This window comes from Bacillus sp. AF62 (assembly GCF_050312695.1).
Classification (GTDB): Bacteria; Bacillota; Bacilli; order Bacillales; family Bacillaceae_G; genus Bacillus_A; species Bacillus_A cereus.
Genome location: NZ_JBNPJZ010000046.1, coordinates 24,473 through 46,396, shown reverse-complemented (window position 1 = coordinate 46,396; position 21,924 = coordinate 24,473). Strand labels below are relative to the sequence as shown.

The following is a 21,924-nucleotide window of genomic DNA, read 5'->3' as shown; positions in this document are numbered from 1 at the left end:
CTTTTCTACGATGTTTGTAACATTTGTTTCGCTAAATGTTCAGCTGTAGCGATATGTATATTTTTCCTTATGTCTTGGCCGTCTGTCATTAATACGATAGGAGCTGATGATACTGCTGGAATTTTCAACAATTCACCACTACTTGCTGTTTCATCAAATTTTGTAAACACAATACCATCTATATGAATATCTTTAAAGTTTGTAATGATCTCAATCATATCTTTACTTTTCATCGAAGCTGATAACGTTAAACAAATATAATCTGGTTCTACTTGTCCCATCGTTTCAATCATTTCTTCCACTGTTTCTGTCGTACGATAATTTTTTCCGGCTGTATCAATTAAAATATAATCGACGCGCGCTTCTTCTTTAAAATACGTAAGCGCTCTTGTCATTGCAGCTTCATCACGCACAGCAATTACTTCCGATCCAATTGTCTTTACGTTATCTTGCAATTGCTGCACTGTCCCTATGCGTGAATGATCTGTCGTTATAAAACCAACTGTTTTGTTCTTACCGTGAAATTGCCATGCCATTTTTGCAAGCGTCGTCGTTTTACCAACGCCAGTTGGACCGATTAATGCAATTGTTTGTACTTCTTTTTCAAAGACGTTTTCCGTATTGAAATGAGATTTCATATCTTCCAATATGTACCTAATAACTTCTTCTTCCGTAATCATCGTTGCATTTTCAAACTTTATTTTTAACTTTTCAGCATATGCATAAATGAAATATTGTTCCACATCGTTTTGTTCTAGCATCCGAATTACCTTTTGAATAATAAACGGTACAGATTCTTGACTTTCTTTCTTTGGAACTACTTCTTCTTTCTTTACCGGAACGACTTGTTTCACAACTTTTTTCTTTTTCGGTACTTCCGTTTCTTTCGTCTGTTTCACCACGACAATTCCTTTTTCAAACAGCTTTAATAGTTTTTCTTTTTTTCTTGCCCATTCTTCACTATTTCCTGTTTGCATTGCCGCGTATGACATAGAAGTCGTTACGTTTTCTAAATTGTGCAGTACTGATTGAATTCCATTCGCCTTCACAATTTGTTCTGAAGGATCATTCACAACATCCATTAACTGTTCATGAAATTGAGCTGTACCTTCATTCACTTCTTCCTGTTTTTCTTCTGGAAAAGCAACTAACATTTCATAATCCTTTTTCCAGAAAAACGGTATATTTCGTTTTACACTTTCATCGACAACGTAATAATAATCTGTACCATATTGGTCAAATAACTTTCGATACAATTCATTTTTCGAAGCTGCTTTTATTCGCATTAACGCTTCTTTCTTTTCTGTACTTTCCATTACTTCACCCCCTACTATTCAATATAGGCAATTTGATCCACAACAATTTCTGGTGCTAATTCGCTAATACAAAGTACTTGTGCTTCCACTTGATAACGTTCTAGCAGTCTTACAATCGCAAATCTAAAATCTTTTCTACGTGTTAATAACACTGGTTCTCTTCCCATTAAACGTGCTTGCTTAAAGACGCGTTGCACTTGCTCAACGACACGTGTTTCTAAATCTAAATCCCAGTTTAATAAGTAACCTTGATATGAATTATTCACAACATCCGCATCTAACTCAATTGAATCAGAGAAGAGCGCTGCATATATTTTTCCGTCCGGATTTTTCGCATTTTCACAAATAACTTTTGAAATACATTCACGAACAAATGATGTCACACCATCAACGTGATTTTGATACACTTCTTTTCCGTCAATAATACCTTCAATAATTGTTGGTAAATCACGAATAGAAATACCTTCTTTTAGAAGTTGTTTAATAACATTTTGAACGAGTGATAAATCAATTTCTTTCTTCTTAATCTCTTCTAATAGAACGCCATTATCATTTTCAAGCGAGTTAATTAAGTCTTTTACATGTTGACGCTGAATTAATTCATGAAGATTACGTCTAACGATAACATCTAAATGTGTAATTAATATGCTAAGTGGCTCTAACACTTGATAGCCTTTCATTTGTGCATCTTGCACCATATGCTCTAATATCCAATATCCATCTTCACCGAAAATTGGATCTTTCGCTGGCTCTGCATCTAAATCAGCCATTACGTTCGGTGTTTTCAGTGCTAATAAATAACCTGATTTTAAAACACCTTCAGCCGCCTTCGCACCTTTAATACGAATAATGTAACGACCACGTGGTCTAAAACTCGTATTATCTTTAAAGTTAATTCCAGGAACGTTAATACCGAGGTCAGTAATAATTGACTTCCTCATAAGAACAACTTTATCACGAGCTGTTTCCCCGTTAATTTTCTGCTTTACAAGTGCTGCTAAATCTAAACCAAGCTCTACTATAATTGGATATTTATCCGTAAATACTCCGAATGAATCTTCCACTTGTTGTAATTGCTCATCTTCGCCTTGAATCATTTCTAATTCTTTTTGGAGCTCGTCTTCTTTTTCTTTCTTTATTCGATTTTTATTACGAATGCCTAAGAAGATAATCGTTCCACCAACGAGTGCGAATGGTAGAAACGGTAGCGGAGTAAAAATACCCATTGCGATAAATAAACCACCTAGTGCATATACAACGACTTCATGCGCTAATAACTCTTTAAAGATACCTTCTGTTACTGTATCCGGTGAGCCGTCAAATACACGCGTTACGATAATACCTGTTGAAATTGCAAGCATTAATGAACCGATTTGGTTTACGATTCCGTCACCGACAGTTAACTGTGTATAATGAAGAGCTGCATCTGCAAAGCTCATTCCTTGCTGCATCATTCCGACAATTAAACCGAAAATAATGTTTACGAATAAAATGACAATCCCGAAAATAACGTCCCCTTTAATGAACTTCCCGGCACCATCCATCGCTCCGTAAAACTCTGTTTCCATATTTAATTTTTTACGTTTTGCCTGTGCATCTTTTTCTGAAATAATACGCTGGTTTAAATCAGCATCGATAGACATTTGTTTCCCCGGTAAAGAATCAAGTGTAAAACGAGCTGCTACTTCAGCTGTACGAGATGCACCGTTTGCAACGATAAACTGGAATATGATTAATACTGTAAAAATAACGATACCAATTAATAAGTTTCCGCCAATTACGAACTGGCCGAACTCTTCAATAACATGACCGGCATTTCCGTCTGTCAAAATCGCTCGCGTCGTCGAAACGTTAATCGATACGCGGAAAATCCCGATTAATAACAACATCGTCGGAAATGACTTTAATTCATCCCACTCGTTAATACTTGTCGCTCGCATATAAATAAGTACTGACATACTTAGTAGAAAAACGATAATGATATCAAGTATAAATGGTGGAAGTGGAATTAAGAGCGCCACTACGAATGACGCTGCTAAAAAGATAGAAAAATAGGTTCTTGCAGAATCTATCTTAAACAAAGAGATCTCCTCCAAACGCGCTATTATACTTCAAGTTCATTCGTCTGAATTAAATAGCGCATAACTTCAATTACAGCTACATATAAATCTTCTGGAATCGTCTCATCTTCCTCGACTTGATAATATAAAGAACGAGCAAGCGGACGGTTTTCCACCATTGGTATTTCTTGTTCACGGGCAAGCGTTCGTATATATAATGCGAGCTCATCTTCCCCTTTTGCAACGACAATTGGTGCTGCATCAACGTGTTTATTGTACCTGAGTACAACTGAAATATGGGTCGGGTTGTTTACAATAAACGTTGCGCCATCCATCTTCTTCGCAATTGTTCCTTGCAAGATTGCATGCATAAAGTTTTTTCGTTTCCCTTTTACTTGGGGGTCCCCTTCATTATCTTTATGCTCCCTTTTTACTTCTTCTTTTTTCATCTTAATATCTTGTTCGTACTCCCATTTTTGATAAATGAAATCAATAATAGAAAGAATGATTAAAATAATTAAAATGGCTAAAAAGATAAATTTAATTTGGCTAATAATTTCAGTAAGTGACGCTGTCCAGTTAAATCCAATCATACTAACAATCTTCTCTAAATTCTTTTTAAAGAGAACGTACGAAACGTAACCGATTAATCCCATGTAAAACAGTGATTTCAAAATATCTACTAAACTTTTACGACTAAACAGTCTCGTAAAATAGTTTTTCGGATTAATACGTGACGCTTTCGGTTTAATGACTTTAGAAGAAAATAGGAAGCCGACTTGAATCATATAATTGAATAAATGAAAAGCATATACGAGTATTAATATCGGAGCCGATACTTTTAGTAATAAAATCCCCATTAAATAAAAATACTCGGTTGAATCTGTATTTTTCCCAATTTGATCAAACAGCACCGCTACGGAATTTGCAATCTCATAACCTAGCCAATCTCCGAAGAAATAAACGACAACTGCTAATACGAGAATGGAAAATAAATTATTTAAATCTTTACTCCGGGCAATATTCCCTTCTTCACGCGATTTTTTACGCTTCTGCGGGGTGGCCTTTTCTGTTTTATTATCCTTTGCCATGCGCGTCCCCCTACTTCGTTAAGAAAAAGTTAAATAGTTTCGTATATTCTTCAAGTAATACATCCGTCATATTTTTAAACACATAACCGAGCATCGGTACACTCATCGCAATAAACAAAATACCACATGTAATTTTAATTACGTATGCATTCATAAAAACGTTTAATTGCGGAGCGTTTTTTGCAATTAAAATTAGAACAAAATTAATGATGAATAAACTTCCCATAAGCGGCAGAGCAATTTCAACCGCTGATGTGATCGCAAATAATAGCGTTGCGAGTAGACTATCTAAAAAACTAGTCGTCAACAATTTTGAAATCGCCTCTGTATATTGAAACGACTTTAAAATCGTGGCACCGAAATAGTTAATGCCGCCCAGTGAAATAAAAATAATAAGAAAAAATATATCAAAAATTGTTGATAGCAAAGTGGACTGTGACCCTGCATTTACATCAAACAAACTTGCTTGTGATAAACCGATATCAAAGTCTAAAATATGCCCTGCCATTTTCGGAATGTTCCACAGCATTTCTACAATTTTTGAAAGTGATAATCCAATTACAATTTGCGTTCCTGCATAAGCTGCAACGTCCCAAACTGTCTTGATGTGAGAGACATCCACTTGATCGGCCACTGTAATTGAAAGAGCAAGTCCAAATGTAACCTTTGCCATCGCTGGAATGGATCGACCTGAGAAAAACGGTAAAAAATATAAAAATGAAGTAATGCGACAAAACGCAAAAAACGTCGCCGCCCATAATTCCATATTCATTTCAGTTCACCTATCTTAGTACGAACGCAATAGCGATGGGATTTTATCAAATAAATCTAAAATAAGCATCGTTAACTCTTGGAACATCCACGGACCTAAAATGATAATAACGAGCACAATACTCGCCATTTTCGGTAAAAACGTCAGCGTTTGCTCTTGAATTTGCATCATTGCCATAATAACCGCGATAATAATAACGACAATCAGACTTACAACGGCAATCGGCATTAAAATCATAACCCCTTTATAAAAAAAGGTTTGGAAAATATCTATAATTGGTGACGTATTCATTTATATGACTCCTATCACATAGCATCAAGCGCTTCAGGCGACCGTCTTAAACATAATATCGACGATTTTTGTATATCCACCTAAATATACGAAAACGAGTATTTTAAACGGTAAACTTAAAATCATCGGCGGTACCATCATCATCCCGAGGTACATTAAAAGTGTACTAATAATCAAATCTATAAATACAAACGCTAAATAAATGAACATCCCTGTTAGTAAACCTTTTTGAATTTGCGTTAACGTAAAGGATGGTACGAGTGTAAATAAGGAAAGATCTTTCAAATCTTTCGGCAACTCTTCTCCGCGTACTTTCAGCATCATTTTCAAATCATGCTTATACGTATGCTTTGACATATATTCTTTCATAATAGGAGCTGTCGTTTCCGCAGCTTGGCTTACTGTTATTTTCTCTTTCGTCATCGGATCCCACACATCGCTCTTCAGTTGCCCGAGTACAGGCTGCATCGTAAAGAGTGATAAAAATAATGCAAGTCCAACAAGCACTTGGTTTGGTGGTAAATTCATTACCCCAAGTCCTTGACGTGTAATCCCAAGAACGATCATAAAATAAGTAAAATGTGTAAATAATAGAACGATAGAAGAAGATAATGATAAAAGGGTAACGAGCGCAAATAGTTGTACACTTGAATTACTCGTAAACTCTTTTCCATTTTCGAAATTAATAAAACCGTTCGGGGCCGCATACGCTGGATTTACAAAAATAATTGAAAAAACGATAGAAAATACGAAAATAACGGCTAATAATGATAACTGTTTCTTTATTCTCATGATGGATCCTCTACTTTTTTCGTTTCAGTCTTCACCGCGTCTTCTAGTGCTTGTTGAAACTGATTTCCTGTTCCGGTTAATTGCACAGACTGCACACCGTTATTACTAATAACAGTGAACACTTGCTTTCCGTCCACTTCAAATAAAAAGGCACTCGTTTGATGATTTAAATACACGCCGTCTTTTACTTGAATATGGCCATTTTCACCCTGCTTAAAAAACTGCTGTTTGCGCGTCTTTTTCGTCATATAATATGCACCGTAACCGAGCGCACCAAACAGTAAAACGACTTGAAATAAGGTCGTCATATACGACATATGACTCCTCCTCTACTCTTTATCTTGCATTTGACTTTGCGCTTTCATAAGCGCCGCTTGTTTCTTATCAGCTTCAATTTCAGAAATGATAATACCGAATTTCTCGTCCATTACAATTGCTTCACCGATGCCGACTTTCATATTACTTAAATACACATCTACTTTATGTCCTAAGTTTTTCTCTACTTCCAGAACATCGCCAACTTTTAACTGCTTTACATCACCGAGCGTAATAGATGACTTTCCAAGCTTTACACCAAGTTCAATCGAAATATCTGAAACAGTATCAATATGTGCTTTACCTGCTTCATTTCGCTTTCCTGCAAAATCTTCTAATCCCATTAATGACACAGGAGATACTTCATGCTTCATATGGATCCTCCTACTCTACAAAACTTTTAAATAGGAGCGCCTTACGCGTTCCATCTTTTCCAATAAAACAATTAAATTTATGCTTTCCATCTACATAACCAAGTAATTCATCCGAAACTTTCGTATGAAGCGGAATAATATCGCCTTCTTCAATTTGTTCAATCTCACTCATTGTCATTTTCTGCTCACCAATCGCAACGTGAACAGGTTTGTACACTTGATTTACTTTCACTTCCACTTCAGACGTATACTTCCTACGTTTGTCCGAAGAATGTTCGACAATATTTTCAGACGTTAACTTATCCATAATTTCTTCAACAGATAAGAACGGAATCCCGATACGCACCGTCGTATTCCAAAAATCTGTTTTCATATTTACGTTAAGTAATGAAATGATATCGCTCGCTGTCGTAATCTTTAATGCATTCGGATCTGTTTCCGTCGTTACAAATTTTGGTTCAATCGCAACAACACTTTCAAATGATTGCTCTAAATTTTTACAAAGAAGCAAGAATATATTATCAAGCGTTAAAAACTCAAATGCTGTTAACGGTCTACGCATCGTAAAGTTACGCTTACTATCTCCGCCAAGCCAACATTCATGAATATAAATAACGAATGCTAAATCAATCTCAATAACAATTTCTCCAAGCTCTGGTAAACCGAGATCAATCACGCAATATAAATAATAATCTTTCGGCATTTTCTCCACATACTCACTCGTAAATGGAACTTGCTCAACTGTCGAAGGCTCTAGTTCAATTGGAATACGCATACGCGCTGATAACGTCTGTGACGTCTGTTTTCCAAACGTAGAAGCAATCGCTTGCAAACTACGTAAATGCTCAACACCGAACTTCTCTGGTCTATTAAAATCATACTCTTGAAATTTCTCTTGCTTTCCTGCTTCTTGTGCGAAAGCTGGCATTTCCTCGCCTTCATTTACCGCCTTCAGCAGGGCATCAATTTGCTCTTGGCTTAATTTTTCGCCACTCATGACAATCCCCTTCCCTACCTTTTCAATTCAACGATTTCAACGTACATCTTTCCATTCTTCGTCAAAATCTTTCCGGTTCCAATCTCTTCATTCTCAAGCATAAGACGCACCGTATTTTTCGTTGAATTTTCAAGACGATACAATGTACCTTTCGTAATATGAAGCAGATCTTCAATTTTCTTTTTCGTATTTCCGATTTCAAAATAAATTGTTAACGGAATATCATCTTGTAATTTCAAATCTAGCCAACTCCCATATCATGTTCACGAAAATTTCATGTTCTCTCTATATATGAAACTTCTTATTTTGAAACGTCGATATTTAATATTTTTTTAATATATCCTTGCGTTTCTTTAAATGGCGGTACGCCTCCGTACTTTCTCACATTACCAGGACCAGCATTGTAAGAAGCAAGTGCCAATACTAAGTCGCCGTTATTTTTCTTTAAATAACCGCTTAACTCTTTCACGCCACCTTCAATACTTTCAGCTGGTGAAAAGGGATTCTTCACACCCATCTCCTTCACATTCGCTGGCATAAGCTGCATAAGACCCATCGCACCTGCATGTGACACCGTTTTCGGATTAAAATTAGACTCTACTTCAATCATTTTTTGAATTAACGTTTTCGGAATTCCGTATGTACGACTTACGCGATCAATAATATCCTCATACTTCCCTTCATTGGAAGAACGTATTTTTTGAATATTATACTTCTTCGTTAATCCCCACGTATCAGCGGCCTCATTTTTCGTTTCTGGGAAACGTCGTTCAAACTCTTTTTGCGCAACTTGCACTTCATCTGCTTTCTTCGTTTCAGCCTTTTCTTCAGACTTACTCGCTTCCTCTACTTTATTAATAGTTTCTACCGGCTTATTAACAACCGCTTCTATTTTCGTAGATTGTACCGGCTGACTCATATCTTCTACTTTTGCCGGCTGCGTAGTTTCTTTCGTCTCCTTCGCAGGCTCACTCTGCAACTTCTCTTGAAAACGACTACTAACGAATGCTTGTGGACTACTTAGCTTTTGCTGAATTTGTCCTTTTTTATATGCAAGCACTTCTTTTACTATATTTCCAACTATCATAATATCACCTTTTCGGTAAACAAAGATAATCTAATATTAGAGTTTTTTTTTAAAGTTTGCAATAATCCTTTTAATAATTATGTAATAAAAAAATGAATATATTGTTAAACTGTTATTTTTTTATATTTATTAATTCGAATTTTTAGTTGACACCCGTTGTAGCAAGGATTACAATAAATCTCGAAATTGATTTTTTCGCATATTACCGTTTTTCAATTTGCAGAAAAGTCAATATAAAAAAATGGGGGTTTCTTAACATGAGAATTAATACAAACATTAACAGCATGCGTACTCAAGAGTACATGCGCCAAAACCAAGCTAAAATGAGCAACGCTATGGACCGTTTATCAAGCGGTAAACGTATCAACAACGCTTCTGACGATGCAGCAGGTCTTGCAATCGCAACTCGTATGCGTGCACGTGAAAGCGGATTAGGTGTTGCAGCTAACAACACACAAGACGGCATGTCTTTAATCCGTACAGCTGACTCAGCTTTAAACTCTGTATCTAACATCTTACTTCGTATGCGTGACCTTGCAAACCAATCTGCAAATGGTACTAACACTGGCGATAACCAAAAAGCATTAGATAAAGAATTTTCTGCCTTAAAAAATCAAATCGATTATATCTCTAAAAATACTGAATTTAATGACAAGAAGTTGTTAGATGGTAGCAATAAATCTATCGCTATCCAAACATTAGATTCTGCCGATACAGGTAAACAAATCGACATTAATTTAGCTAATGCTTCTACTGGTTCATTAAAAATTGACAACTTATCTATTTCTGGAGTAAGTACGACTGAAACTAAAACTATTAACATCTCAGCGGCAGATATTGCAGCTGCTAAACCTGAAATCGAAGCTTTTGAAAAAGCTCAAGCTGGTTTAGCTAAATTAACAGCAGGCACTCCAGCAGGTACTGGTGGTACTCCCGCAGCGGTTCCTGCTTCAACAGATGATCAAATCTTAGCAGCAGTTAACGAATTTAAAAGCGCGTTTGATAACGTTAAGAATCTTATGAGTGACAGTGATATTAAAACAGTTCAAGGTAAAATTGATGCATATGAAGGTGGTAAATCTTTAACTACTGCACAAGAGATCGGAACTGCTTTTACTCTAACTAAAACAGCACATGATATTACAAAAGGTGTACAAAACGCTTCTGGAGCTATCAAATCTATTGATGCTGCATTAGATACAATCGCTTCTAACCGTGCAACTCTAGGTGCTACATTAAACCGTTTAGACTTTAACGTAAACAACCTGAAGAGCCAATCTTCTTCTATGGCTTCAGCTGCTTCTCAAATCGAAGACGCTGACATGGCGAAAGAAATGTCTGAAATGACTAAGTTCAAAATCTTGAACGAAGCTGGAATCAGCATGCTTTCTCAAGCAAACCAAACTCCACAAATGGTTTCTAAATTATTACAATAAACCATTTGAGTTAGTTTCCTGAATAAACCTCTCTGCTTGCGGAGAGGTTTATTTTTTATAAAAACTTCCTTTTTTTGACGGAAGAGAGCATCTGCGGTGCATAGAAGCGGTTAGTGCTTATCTTGATCCCCTCTTATGCTAAAACACAAATAGCAAATAAGCATAAGCCTTTTTATCTTTTCATGACCTTTTATTAACTTTAGAACACTAACTATATCAATCTATAAGGGGTGTCTATTATGGGTATTGGTACGAATGTTTTAAGTATGAATGCTAGGCAGTCGTTGTATGAGAATGAGAGGCATATGAATGTTGCAGTGGAGCATTTGGCGACTGGTACGAAGTTGAACAACGCTTCGGATAATCCCGCTAATATTGCAATTGTGACTCGTATGCATGCGAGAGCGAGTGGTATGCGTGTGGCGATTCGTAATAATGAGGATGCGATATCGATGCTTCGCACGGCAGAAGCTGCCCTTCAAACTGTGACGAATATTTTACAGCGTATGCGTGATTTAGCCGTTCAATCTGCGAACGGTACAAATTCAAATAAAAACCGTCATTCGCTGAATAAAGAGTTTCAGTCTTTAACAGAACAAATTGGCTATATTGGCGAGACGACTGAATTTAATGATTTATCCGTATGACGGTCAAAACCGCCCTGTTACATTAGACGATATCGGTCATACAATAAATATGACGAAACATATTCCCCCTTCCCCTACACAACATGACATCAAGATTTCAACAGAACAAGAAGCAAGAGCGGCAATTCTTAAAATTGAAGAGGCTTTACAAAATGTATTACTTCACCGTGCCGACCTTGGCTCTATGATAAATCGTTTACAGTTCAATATTGAAAATTTAAATAGCCAAAGTATGGCGTTAACAGATGCTGCATCTCGAATTGAAGATGCAGATATGGCGCAGGAAATGAGTGATTTTTTAAAGTTTAAATTATTAACTGAAGTTGCGCTTAGTATGGTTTCACAAGCAAATCAAATTCCGCAAATGGTTTCTAAACTACTACAATCGTAAAAGTTCATTTTCCATCTTTGGAACGATTCCATACAAAACAAAAGGGAAATACATATAAACTATGTATTTCCCTTTTATTTTGTACCCAAATTTTTTTACTGTGTTACCGTCATAACTTGTCCACTACGATCAACCATAATTTTCATTTTACCGTCTTGTGCATTATATAGCCCTAGTTTATGTAATTCCATTTTACAATCTTGTACGAAAGTTGGTAATTTACGAATTTGATCGATATCAGAACTTGTAATGAAATGAATTAAAAGCTGCGTCATGCCCTTAATATCTTGTACAAGCTCTTCTTTCTCTCGTTTTAACCTTTCATTTTCTAGTTGTAACGACTGCAATTCACCTTCTAGGCTACGTGTATTCTTCGCTTCCCTAGAACGCCCTGCTGCCATGCTAGAAAGCTTATAAATACCTTCCATAAACTGATGTAGTTCGTCTTCTTTCCTTTCACTACACTGATTAATTGTTTCAAAGTTATCAACGATACCAGATATAACTGTTACAAGATTTTTTTCATCCTCTTTATGCTGGATTTCTTCTTTTAATTCGTACTCGTTTTCTTGTTTTCTTGCAACGATTGTCTCTTTTACAGGTATATATTTTCTCTTTCGTCCTGGTTTTTGTTTTTCAATATTTTCAAACGGTATTTCACGTTTTTTCAATTTATAATACGTATTTTGCAATTGACTTTCTGTTTTTGGAAAAAGATTTAGTTCATTTTTACTTACGTATTTTGAAATATTTAAAATGTTTAAACCGTGACGTTGACAAAATTGATACACTTCATACAGTAGCTCTAGTTCAGATTTCAGCCATGTAATTGCTGATTTTTCGTACGCTCGCATCCCGCCATTTTTTTCTATATCTATTTGAAATAATACCATTCTATTATGTAAATCAACTAATTCTTCATACTTTACTTGGAATTCTTTTTCTATTTTTTTAAATTCCACCTCTAGTTGCATATCGTTCATTTTATTATTTGACATGTTTTGTAAAAGATCTAATACATTAATTGCTGTGTGGTGATACATAATCTGTGCCACTCCCCCTCATCCTTTCACAATTCTCATCTGACTCCCATGTCTTTTAAGAAAATAGCAATTTTTACATATCCATATTATAACAGTTCGAAATTATCTGTCAAATAATTAACATACAAAAATGTATAGAAAGTATAAAAATTTGGAAAATGTTTTTTTATTAATATGTAAAATTGCATATTAATTACATTTAATTATATTATATGGTATTTTGAATATTTTTTCACCGAAAAAATTTGCGTTACCACGAAATATTACTAAAATAACCATCGAAAATACGTTTGCTTATATTTTCAAATCAAAAATCTTTATTTGAAGATTTTTTCATACATACAGCGCCAAACATCTCAGAAACCTTTCATTTTTCTGTCCGGTTAGAGTATAGAATACTAAAAAGGAATTAGCCAATGATACATATGGCTAATTCCTTCCTCTCTCTAACAGAATAGAGTTATAAACCCAATCTTCAAATCCTCAATCGAAGTCTCACTTCTTCTTACCTAAAACTACTTCATACCTCTGAACTCACATCGCATGAGACTCTATTAATCACTGAAAACTTCCTTACATAAGTAGTTTCCCCTATTCCTACTAAATAGAAAAATGTTATACGCCAGCTCTTCTACTTACCTATAACCACTCCATATCTCTGGTCTCAACATCGCATAGGGCTCTATTAAGCACTGACCGCTCAACACTTAGCTAGAGCTTCTATTCTGGCTAAAAAGAAGCTTTTAAAGCACTAACTTATCAACTAAACCAATTAGCTCTTGAATATCTGGCTTACTTACTTGAGCATTTGCTCCTACAGCTTCACCTTTATGGAATAATTCATTTGTAATTAATGAAGAGAAAATAATGACTGGTAAACGATTCATTACTTCACTATCCTTAACTACTTTTGTTAAATGATGTCCATCCATTTTTGGCATTTCAATATCCGTAATTAGCAGGTGAATATGTTCAAACATTTTTTCGCCTTGCTCTTTCGCTAATTTTTCAATTTGCGCTAACGCTTCTGCACCATTGCTGAAGAAGTTCATTTTTGTATATCCAGCTGATGATAATGTTTCTTCTAATATTTGGCGAAGCATCGCTGAATCTTCTGCAATATAAATTACTTTTTCAGCTCGATCTGTTTTTTGTTCTAACCCTGCAATTGATTTATTGTCATAACCAGTGCCGCTAATTTCACATACAATTTTTTCATAATCTAATAGTAAGATGATTTTGCCATCTAGTTTTACAATACCAGATGTCGTTTCTTCTAGTCCCATAGATAATGAAGCTGGTTCATCAATTTGTTCCCACGAAATACGTTGAATACGATGCACTTCATCAACGCGGAAAATAACTTTCATTTGGTTTAATTCTGAGATGATAAATTTCGTTTGATCAAGTGGCTTTGTTGACTTTAAATTAAGAGCCATTGCTAAGTTAATAACAGGTAAAATTTCACCACGTACTTGAACAACACCTTCAACTGCATGATGAGATTCTGGCACAGTTGTAACAGGGAATGGATTAATGATTTCACGTACTTTCATTACATTAATACTAAATAGGTTTTCACCAACAGTGTACGTAACAATCTCTAATTCATTTGTTCCGCTTTCTAATAAAATACTTTGTGCTTGTGACATAAAGGTGTCGCTCCCCTTCCATTAATTCCGTATATCTAATTATTAAGCTTTATAAAAGCGAAAAAGTCAACTACCTATATAAAAAATATAGATAGTCGAACGATTCATTTTATAAAAAACAATTAATCTTGTATAAACGAAGCAAGTGCCTCTAATAACACTTCTTGTGCTCCTACAACTTCCGTCGGCATTGCTTCCCATTTTTTCGAAAGCTCGGTCTCTACTCTTATTCTCAGCTCAGAATTCATTTCTGCTAGCACATATTCTTTCGTTGCTATATCAACATCAAGTAGCGCAAGTGCATATAATTCCGGGTCATTTATTTCTTCGAATAATCGTTTTAATACCACCGGTGCTATATGTTTTAATTTTTCAATATGAATTTCCTTATCCGAAAATAGTAACTCATATTGAATAAACGTAACATTTTCTTTAATCACTTTAAAATAGCAATTATTTTTTTTATCATTTACAAAATAACCGTTTGGATCTGCGATAATACTTTCTACTTTACGAATTAAATCTGGCAAACTATTCGCCGCCATTACAGTCCGCTGCTCAACCTCACTCGGCGAAATGAATGTAACGCGATACTTATTTTGCGCCATCCTCCTCACCTCTCCTTTTATAGAAATTCAGTCTAATTGTATACTACAACTACCTTAAATTAACTTAAAACTATTTTATATTACCACTTCTTACACTACCACACTACTCTAGTAACGCTACATATCTCTGGTCTTACACATCGGTCGGGACTCTATTAGGCACTAACCGCTCCAAAACATCGCCAGGTCCTCTCTCAAAACCTAAAAAGTGCTTTTAAGAACCTTTCAATAACTCTATGTTATTAAACCAAAACGCTATCTGCTGATCCGTAATATTTGGCAACATAACAAAAAACTCACGACACTTCATCTCATCCTTAAACAGTTGATACTTCCAAACGCTATCGCTACCAACACTTATGAAATAAAACTCATGGATACGGCCAATGATTGCTTGTTTTTCGCCAAATGAATACGGAGGCACTTGCTTAATTTCAAATTGATCTGGTAAATATACATGCTCTTCTCGTTCTATTTTTAATACTTGCTCGGCAAGTTCACGTTTATTTTCGAAAAAAGGCAATTGTAAAATTCGCTCTTGTCTTGTCATACGAATAAAAAACCCTTTCTACTCCATTACATTTTTTCTTTACGATATATTATCGAATTAAGTTTACAACTTCATTTAATACTTCATCTGAAACTTTAATAACTTTCGCATTTCCTTGGAATCCGCGTTGATATAACATTAAGTCAACGAATTCTACAGATAAATCTACGTTTGCACCTTCTTGTGCACCACCACGCACTTTACCCGCACCGTTTTGACCAGATGCACCAAGAGCTAAAATACCTGTTGTATTCGTCGCTGTATAGTTACCATTACCTGTTTTCATTAGTCCGCCTTCGTTCGGGAACATCGCAACAGCTAATTGACCTGCAGATTTCATACTTCCATCAGAATATTTTACCATCACATATCCACCGTCAGCAATGAAGCAATCTTTAACCGTCGCTGCAGCTCTACCATCTACGTCTGTTACTGATAATGTTTTATCTGTTGGATGGTTTGTTAAATGACTTAAGTCTAATTTTATAGAGCCGCCATCAAATGGAATATTGGCCCCTTGCTCTTTCGGATTTGGATTTCCAACAGCATCAAATGTCATATTACCACCTGCACCTGGAACATCCTTAAACTCTGTTTCTTTTTTCGAGTCATTACGCATTTGTACTTTATATGTATAATTATGTTCACTCGTTTGTTTAAACTCTACACGCATTGTCCATGTATTTCCCGCATTATCATATACAGGTAAATCTTGTGTAATTTGTTTTTCACCAGTTGGAATATTGCCTTTAATTGTCCCTTTCGATGTTCGAATACCACCAATTGCTGTTCCCATTGGAATTTGCAACGGTCCTGGAATTCCAGATAAATCAACTTCACCAGTTGCCTCATTTGCAGGGTATGCAAATACGTATTGACCTTCAGTATTCGTAATATAGTAATCTGAAGATATCCCAAACGTACCTTTACGAGTAAATTCCATATTTCCGCCTTTTGAATCACCTACAACGAAGAAACCATTACCTTCCATTGCGGCTTGTGTTTTGCCACCTGTTAACGTAATTGTACCATCACTATAATCCGTAACAGTACCACTCATTTTCACACCGTTACCAATACTTTTCGGATTCGTTCCTGCGTATTTACCGTCACCTTTTGCACCAATCGAATTGTTATATAGTAAATCATCAAACATTGCTTTTTGTTTTTTATAACCTACTGTTTGTGCATTGGCAATATTATTTGAAGTTACACTTAATGCATTTTGTGTTGCATTCATCCCTGTAATACTTGTATATAACGCTTTAATCATAACGTATGGACACTCCTTATGAATTTGTAGTTTTTACTTCTTCAGTTACTTTTTGATCGTCTTTCTTTGCGTCTTCTGGGTTCGTTTCCCCAATCGGTTTATCAGACACTCTCTCAACGAAACGAAGAGATACAACCTTATTATTAATAACGAGCTGTACATCGTTATTTTCCGCAAGGCGAACCGTTTCTACTTGACCGGTTACTTTGTTTCCGTCACCGTCAACACCTCTTACGTATTTACCTAAAAACTTCATTCCACCATCAAGTGCTGTTGAATACATCGTTGATTGTAGCTTATCTACTGCTTTCGTCATATTCTGTACTTGTTCCATAAGAGATAACTGTGCTGTCTGATTCATCATTTGATTCATATCCATCGCATTAAATGGATCTTGATGTTGGAAACTTGATAAAAACAATTTTAAGAAATCATCTTTCCCCATTACCCCAGGAGTCTTTTGCGCTCCTGCCGAAACTCCATTACTTTGTTGCACTGGCGATTGTACACCATTAACAGGTACATTACTTTTTTGCGCTCCTGCTTGTAACGGAATATGATTTGTACTCGTTGTATTTAATCCAACTGTTGGCACTCTTTATTCCTCCAATAATCCCGCAAATTCTGTTGATTGTTGTTTTTCATGATTTGTATTTGCTAATTTCTGTTTTTGCCTTTGCTCTTGTTCTCGCTGTTCTTTTCGATTTTCATCTTTATCTGAATAGCTAATTTGAATATTGATTTCTTTTTCTTTTAACTTTAATTTCAATTCATCAAAAATGATTTCAACACGTTTTTTCGCATCGTGTTTTTCCATTTCTACGTGAACGTCAATTTGATCTCCGTGTTTTTTCATAAACACTGTTAATGTACCAAGTTTTTCTGGATTTAACTGGAATAAAACACGTTCTTGTTTCACTACAAATTTTTGCAGCGCTTCTACTTGCGCTTCCATTTTCTTTCCTAAGTCAGGTAATGAAACTTTCTCAGCACCACTATTTGATTTCCCTATTTGTTCGGTACTCGTCGTTTTATTTAATAACTCTGCACCTGCAGAGCTCGAATCATTTAATGCATCAACCTCTGGCAACTCTACCTTTGCATCATCGCTCTCAAGTTTCGGAAGATCTACCTCTTTAGACTCTTCTTGTTCCTTTGCAATATTACAAGTTTCTGTTTCTACAACTTTCAATGCTTGCATCGTTTGCTCTGGCATCTTCATTTTGTCTAATACCATTTGCATTGTATCTTCTAAACATATAGCATTTTTGATATTCATATTTGAAAGAAGTTCTTGTAATTGTTGTAATTCAGCTGCAGGTAATTCATTAAGTTTAATATTGCCATATTCTTTATATAGCTCTTGTATTTTTTGTATGTATTGATATAACAATTCCGGCTGCACATGTAATTGCTCAATTGCAACCATTTGCTCAGATACAGCTAATAACAACTGTTCTGTCTCTTTTTTTTCTTCTTTCTTTACATTTGGTTCTTCTTTCGTTACCGATTTTTTAGAAAGAATATAATCTTTTTTCTCTTCTGTTGGTGCTTCTTCTCGTTTCGTTTTCTCCGTTTGCGGCTGTTTTTTATTTTCCATTCTCATCGTACGATCGAATGAAGAATCTTCATTTTTTGATTGTACTTCTAGCCCTTTTTCTTTTTGCGGAGGTAAACTTTGTTGCACCGGTAATACAGACTGTATCACTACATTCACCTCATCCATTCATACACATTTTCAAATCCAGAAGCATTTTTTCTTCCAGCTTTTCTTGTGCTTTCGCAAGCTTTTTACAATTTTCTTGATACATCTCATCAATGACACGTTCTTTTTCTTTTACTTGCTCTAAAAGGCTTTCATTTTTTTGAATAAAACCTTCCGTTTTTTTTATTTTTCGATTCCATTCTTCTATTCTTTCAGGTGAAAACGTATGTGAAGAAAGCATGCCCGCCATAATACGTTGCCCAGTTTGTACGACTTTACTACGCGATTTCACAACATATAAATCATATTCTTTTTTTTGTTCTATTTTTCTTTTTTCAGCTGTTAATTCATACACTTCTTTTAAAATATGTTCTTTTTCTTGATTTATTTGCAATTTTATTGTGTCGTACTGCTGTTTATCCACCTGTTTTCATAGCCCCTTCCTATTATAACGTTCTCTTTTTCTATTATATAGTTTTTTTCCAAAAAAATCTGTGAAATATTAAAAAACAAAAAAATAAGACCTCTTCGGCAGAGGCCTTATACTATATGGTGTATCGCTTCAACGATATCATCAAATTGGAAACTATCCGATCGACCTTGCTTTAAAAATGTATTTATGCCTTCTACTTTATTTTTACATTCAAAAATATAAGCATTTTCTTCATTTTCTTGAATCGTTCCTAACTTAAAATACAATTCATTTTCTTTATAAATTGATAAAATTTTTCTCATTTCATTTGCAAGTTGCCAATGATGTGGCGAAACAATTTCTTCCATAATCCTACTTACTGAATCTAATACTGAAATTGCAGGATAATGACTAAGCGTTGCAAGCTCACGCTTTAATACAATATGTCCATCTAAAATACCACGTGCTAAATCTGGTACGGGACCATTTAAATCGTCCCCATCAACAAGCACCGTATAAATACCTGTTATAGATCCCTTTTGTGTTTTCCCAGACCGCTCTAACAGCTTCTTCATATAACTTTCCATTAACAGTGTTTTACCACCAATCGGTAACTCTTTAACAGCAATATCAACACTTCTTCGTGCATCGGCGAAACGAGTAACAGAGTCCATCATAAGTAATACGTTATTGCCTTGATCACGGAAGTATTCAGCAATAGACGTTGCGAGTTTCGCGGCACGAAGTTGCATAAGGTGACTTTCATCTGACGTTGCTACAACAACGACGCTTTTTCGCATCCCTTCCTCGCCTAACTCTTTTCGAATAAAGTCTTTTACTTCCCGACCACGTTCTCCTACTAAACTAATAACGTTTATATCAGCTTTTGCATTTTTTGCTATCATTCCAAGTAAAGTAGATTTACCAACACCTGACCCAGCAAAAATACCAATCTTTTGACCGATACCAATTGTTAGCATAGAATCAATTGATTTTATTCCTGTTTCAAATACATCGGTAATCTCTTCACGTTCAAATGCATGTATAGGCGGTGCATCTAGTTTAATTTTCTGTAATGGAATGTTTTCAGCTTCCTCATTTAACACTTCACCATTTGCACTTAACACCTTTCCGAGCAAGTGATTACCACGTGGTACAACAACATCTTCTGAAACTAATGTCACTGAACCTCCATAACATACTTTTTCTGTCTGTTCAAATGGAAGTAGCATATTATTTTCTTTTTCAATGGCAATCACCTCACATAAGACGTTATGTTCTCCAACGAAGCAAACATCTCCGATCTTCGCTTTCGGCCCTTTTGCTACGAAAAACTGTTCTTGTACACTATGAACTTTGCCTACTTTCGTATACAGCGGTGTTTCAATGAACTTATTCCATTTTTCGTTCTCATTCATTAACAGGCGGCTCATACATTTTGCTCCTCAAATAACTTCTCTTCTTCCCATTTCTGACGAAGTTTCGCAAATATAGGTGCAAATTTAAATTCAAAGAACTCTTTCTCTTCTTCCAGAACAAATTCACCAAACTGCAGGGAGAAATCATATTTCCATTCTACTAATTGTAGTAACCAATATTCTTTCGTATTCTCCTTCTCTTCTTGAATACGTTCAAACGTTTCTGGATGTACTGTAATGATTAATTTTTCAAACGAAGTTGGCAATGTTTGCACGATGCCAGTTAAAATAGGTAACACATCAAGCGATCGTGAATCTACCGCTTGATTCACGATTTTTTCTGCTAGATGAAAAGATTGATCCCATAATAACTCTGTCCATTCATATGCTGTTTCTTGTTGTTCTTTTTGAAACTGCACACGCGCTGCTTCCATCTGTTCCATTTGTTCATGAATATGCATTTGAAATTGTTCTTTATCTTGTAATAACTGCTGCCGCTCTCGTTCTAGCATTTGTTGCTCTTGCCTTAGCTGATTCATTTCGATATGTAATGACTCTTGCTGGGCGCGAAGTTCTGCATGATCAGCTTGTAATTCTTCCTCTTCTATTTGAACTGAAGCTGGTTTTGGAAATTGTAATTCATACGTTTCTTCAGAAAAAGAAACAGAATTCTTCGGAATTCTGTTTTTAAATAAGGACATCCTCTTCACCTCTTTGAACGATAATTCTTCCTTCTTTTTCTAGCTTTTTCACTGTACCAGTGATCGTTTGCTGCGCTTTTTCAGCATCCGTCATCTTAAGCGGTCCTAAGCCATCTAATTCTTCTAGAATCATCTCTTTACGGTTTGAAGACATACATGTAAATAATTTCTCTTTAATTTCTTCTTTTGCAATTTTAAGTGCTTTCGCAAGAACACCGTTATCTGTAATTTCTTCTAATACACGGCGAAGCGCAAGATCTTCAAGACCAAGTAAGTCTTCAAAGACAAACATATTTTCTTTAATTTTCTCAGATAACTCATAATCGACTTCATCCAGCTTTTGGAAGACTGTTTTTTCAACACCACGTGAAACATTATTTAAAATGTTTACGATTGTTTTCAAGCCATCAGTTTTATTAATTGCACTGAATGCCATATTATTTAATTTCGATTTTAACAACTCACCAATTTGATTAATTAATTCACCATCAACTTGTTCTAACTTCGCAATACCCATTACCGTCTCTACTCGTTTATGATCTGGCAATCTCTCAATTAATTGAGACGCAAGTTGCGGTTTAATATAAGAAGCGATAATTGCAATTGTTTGTGGTGATTCATCATTAAGCACTGTAAGAAGTGGCTCTAAATCTGTAAGTGAATTTAAGAATTCAAATGGATTATCTTTGTTATACCAAAGGTCTTCCAATAATTTTTCCAGTTCGTCTTCTGGCATGTTTTTAAATATGCGACGAATGTATTCTTTATCTGGAGTGACTAAGTTCAATTCTTTTACATTTAGTTCATATAAGAACTCTCCTAGTACATTTTCTAACGTTTCTGGTTTGTATACACGAAACTTTGCGATTTCACGAAGTAATACTTCTTTTTCCTCAGCTGTCATATATTCAATGACTTTTGCTGCCACCCCTTCTTCTAATGTACGAATAAGGATGGCAGCTTTTTCTTTGGAGGAGATTTCATCTAACATCG

The 21,924-nt window shown here is 35.4% G+C and carries 23 protein-coding genes and 1 pseudogene; 2 read left to right on the top strand and 22 right to left on the bottom strand.

Going from position 1 to position 21,924, the window contains the following annotated elements; genetic code table 11:
• Positions 1-5: 5 nt before the first annotated feature.
• The 11 genes from flhF to ACQRBL_RS08095 all read right to left on the bottom strand — a co-directional run bounded on the left by flhF (position 6) and on the right by ACQRBL_RS08095 (position 9,095).
• On the bottom strand, positions 6-1,316 hold the full coding sequence (gene flhF / locus ACQRBL_RS08145; RefSeq protein WP_000446182.1) for a flagellar biosynthesis protein FlhF: 1,311 nt from the start codon (positions 1,314-1,316) through the stop codon (positions 6-8).
• 14 nt (positions 1,317-1,330) lie between these two features.
• Positions 1,331-3,397, bottom strand: coding sequence for a flagellar biosynthesis protein FlhA (flhA, locus tag ACQRBL_RS08140; protein WP_000472535.1), 2,067 nt, complete (start codon positions 3,395-3,397; stop codon positions 1,331-1,333).
• 23 nt (positions 3,398-3,420) lie between these two features.
• Positions 3,421-4,467: a flagellar type III secretion system protein FlhB gene (flhB, locus tag ACQRBL_RS08135; RefSeq protein WP_001040120.1), complete on the bottom strand. Its 1,047-nt coding sequence runs from the start codon at positions 4,465-4,467 to the stop codon at positions 3,421-3,423.
• A gap of 10 nt (positions 4,468-4,477) precedes the next feature.
• A complete protein-coding gene (locus ACQRBL_RS08130; protein WP_411996313.1) occupies positions 4,478-5,239 on the bottom strand; it encodes a flagellar biosynthetic protein FliR in 762 nt (253 codons plus the stop codon).
• 15 nt (positions 5,240-5,254) lie between these two features.
• Positions 5,255-5,530, bottom strand: a complete 276-nt coding sequence (locus ACQRBL_RS08125; RefSeq protein ID WP_001098080.1) for a flagellar biosynthetic protein FliQ — start codon at positions 5,528-5,530, stop codon at positions 5,255-5,257.
• A gap of 33 nt (positions 5,531-5,563) precedes the next feature.
• Positions 5,564-6,322 (bottom strand): flagellar type III secretion system pore protein FliP, encoded by a 759-nt coding sequence (locus tag ACQRBL_RS08120; protein ID WP_001220582.1) that lies wholly within the window; start codon positions 6,320-6,322, stop codon positions 5,564-5,566.
• The gene (locus ACQRBL_RS08115; protein ID WP_000121178.1) at positions 6,319-6,639 is read right to left on the bottom strand and encodes a hypothetical protein; all 321 of its coding nucleotides are present in this window, start codon (positions 6,637-6,639) and stop codon (positions 6,319-6,321) included. The genes ACQRBL_RS08120 and ACQRBL_RS08115 overlap by 4 nt, the downstream gene beginning before the upstream one ends.
• A 12-nt stretch (positions 6,640-6,651) precedes the next feature.
• On the bottom strand, positions 6,652-7,011 hold the full coding sequence (fliN, locus tag ACQRBL_RS08110) for a flagellar motor switch protein FliN (protein ID WP_000680010.1): 360 nt from the start codon (positions 7,009-7,011) through the stop codon (positions 6,652-6,654).
• Between the two features lie 10 nt (positions 7,012-7,021).
• On the bottom strand, positions 7,022-8,008 hold the full coding sequence (gene fliM, locus ACQRBL_RS08105; protein WP_000012361.1) for a flagellar motor switch protein FliM: 987 nt from the start codon (positions 8,006-8,008) through the stop codon (positions 7,022-7,024).
• 14 nt (positions 8,009-8,022) lie between these two features.
• Positions 8,023-8,247: a flagellar motor switch protein FliN gene (locus ACQRBL_RS08100; RefSeq protein WP_000775712.1), complete on the bottom strand. Its 225-nt coding sequence runs from the start codon at positions 8,245-8,247 to the stop codon at positions 8,023-8,025.
• Between the two features lie 62 nt (positions 8,248-8,309).
• Positions 8,310-9,095, bottom strand: coding sequence for a lytic transglycosylase domain-containing protein (locus tag ACQRBL_RS08095; protein WP_053564831.1), 786 nt, complete (start codon positions 9,093-9,095; stop codon positions 8,310-8,312).
• Positions 9,096-9,352: 257 nt separating this feature from the next.
• Here ACQRBL_RS08095 and ACQRBL_RS08090 point away from each other — a divergent pair, with 257 nt between their 5' ends.
• Positions 9,353-10,531 (top strand): flagellin, encoded by a 1,179-nt coding sequence (locus tag ACQRBL_RS08090; RefSeq protein ID WP_411996314.1) that lies wholly within the window; start codon positions 9,353-9,355, stop codon positions 10,529-10,531.
• A gap of 239 nt (positions 10,532-10,770) precedes the next feature.
• A pseudogene (locus ACQRBL_RS08085) lies at positions 10,771-11,569 on the top strand (flagellin).
• Positions 11,570-11,664: 95 nt separating this feature from the next.
• Here ACQRBL_RS08085 and ACQRBL_RS08080 read toward each other — a convergent pair.
• The 11 genes from ACQRBL_RS08080 to fliG all read right to left on the bottom strand — a co-directional run bounded on the left by ACQRBL_RS08080 (position 11,665) and on the right by fliG (position 21,922).
• Positions 11,665-12,612 (bottom strand): DNA-binding domain-containing protein, encoded by a 948-nt coding sequence (locus ACQRBL_RS08080; RefSeq protein ID WP_142330836.1) that lies wholly within the window; start codon positions 12,610-12,612, stop codon positions 11,665-11,667.
• A gap of 743 nt (positions 12,613-13,355) precedes the next feature.
• Positions 13,356-14,264 carry a chemotaxis protein gene (locus ACQRBL_RS08075; RefSeq protein WP_000075943.1) on the bottom strand — a complete coding sequence of 303 codons (909 nt, stop codon included), beginning with the start codon at positions 14,262-14,264 and terminating at the stop codon, positions 13,356-13,358.
• Positions 14,265-14,386: 122 nt separating this feature from the next.
• A complete protein-coding gene (locus ACQRBL_RS08070; RefSeq protein ID WP_000068299.1) occupies positions 14,387-14,872 on the bottom strand; it encodes a hypothetical protein in 486 nt (161 codons plus the stop codon).
• 214 nt (positions 14,873-15,086) lie between these two features.
• The gene (locus ACQRBL_RS08065; RefSeq protein WP_000198166.1) at positions 15,087-15,422 is read right to left on the bottom strand and encodes a DUF3964 family protein; all 336 of its coding nucleotides are present in this window, start codon (positions 15,420-15,422) and stop codon (positions 15,087-15,089) included.
• 49 nt (positions 15,423-15,471) lie between these two features.
• Complete coding sequence (locus tag ACQRBL_RS08060) at positions 15,472-16,695, bottom strand: flagellar hook protein FlgE (protein ID WP_000588320.1); 1,224 nt, start codon at positions 16,693-16,695, stop codon at positions 15,472-15,474.
• Between the two features lie 16 nt (positions 16,696-16,711).
• Positions 16,712-17,290 carry a flagellar hook assembly protein FlgD gene (locus ACQRBL_RS08055; protein ID WP_001143462.1) on the bottom strand — a complete coding sequence of 193 codons (579 nt, stop codon included), beginning with the start codon at positions 17,288-17,290 and terminating at the stop codon, positions 16,712-16,714.
• A 3-nt stretch (positions 17,291-17,293) separates the two neighbouring features.
• The gene (locus ACQRBL_RS08050) at positions 17,294-18,403 is read right to left on the bottom strand and encodes a flagellar hook-length control protein FliK (protein ID WP_000616458.1); all 1,110 of its coding nucleotides are present in this window, start codon (positions 18,401-18,403) and stop codon (positions 17,294-17,296) included.
• 10 nt (positions 18,404-18,413) lie between these two features.
• Positions 18,414-18,824: a hypothetical protein gene (locus ACQRBL_RS08045; RefSeq protein ID WP_000360860.1), complete on the bottom strand. Its 411-nt coding sequence runs from the start codon at positions 18,822-18,824 to the stop codon at positions 18,414-18,416.
• 116 nt (positions 18,825-18,940) lie between these two features.
• The gene (locus ACQRBL_RS08040) at positions 18,941-20,245 is read right to left on the bottom strand and encodes a flagellar protein export ATPase FliI (RefSeq protein WP_411996315.1); all 1,305 of its coding nucleotides are present in this window, start codon (positions 20,243-20,245) and stop codon (positions 18,941-18,943) included.
• On the bottom strand, positions 20,242-20,931 hold the full coding sequence (locus tag ACQRBL_RS08035; RefSeq protein ID WP_097987181.1) for a FliH/SctL family protein: 690 nt from the start codon (positions 20,929-20,931) through the stop codon (positions 20,242-20,244). The genes ACQRBL_RS08040 and ACQRBL_RS08035 overlap by 4 nt, the downstream gene beginning before the upstream one ends.
• Positions 20,918-21,922 (bottom strand): flagellar motor switch protein FliG, encoded by a 1,005-nt coding sequence (gene fliG / locus ACQRBL_RS08030; protein ID WP_000883364.1) that lies wholly within the window; start codon positions 21,920-21,922, stop codon positions 20,918-20,920. Before fliG ends, ACQRBL_RS08035 begins: the two co-directional genes overlap by 14 nt.
• Positions 21,923-21,924 lie beyond the last annotated feature (2 nt).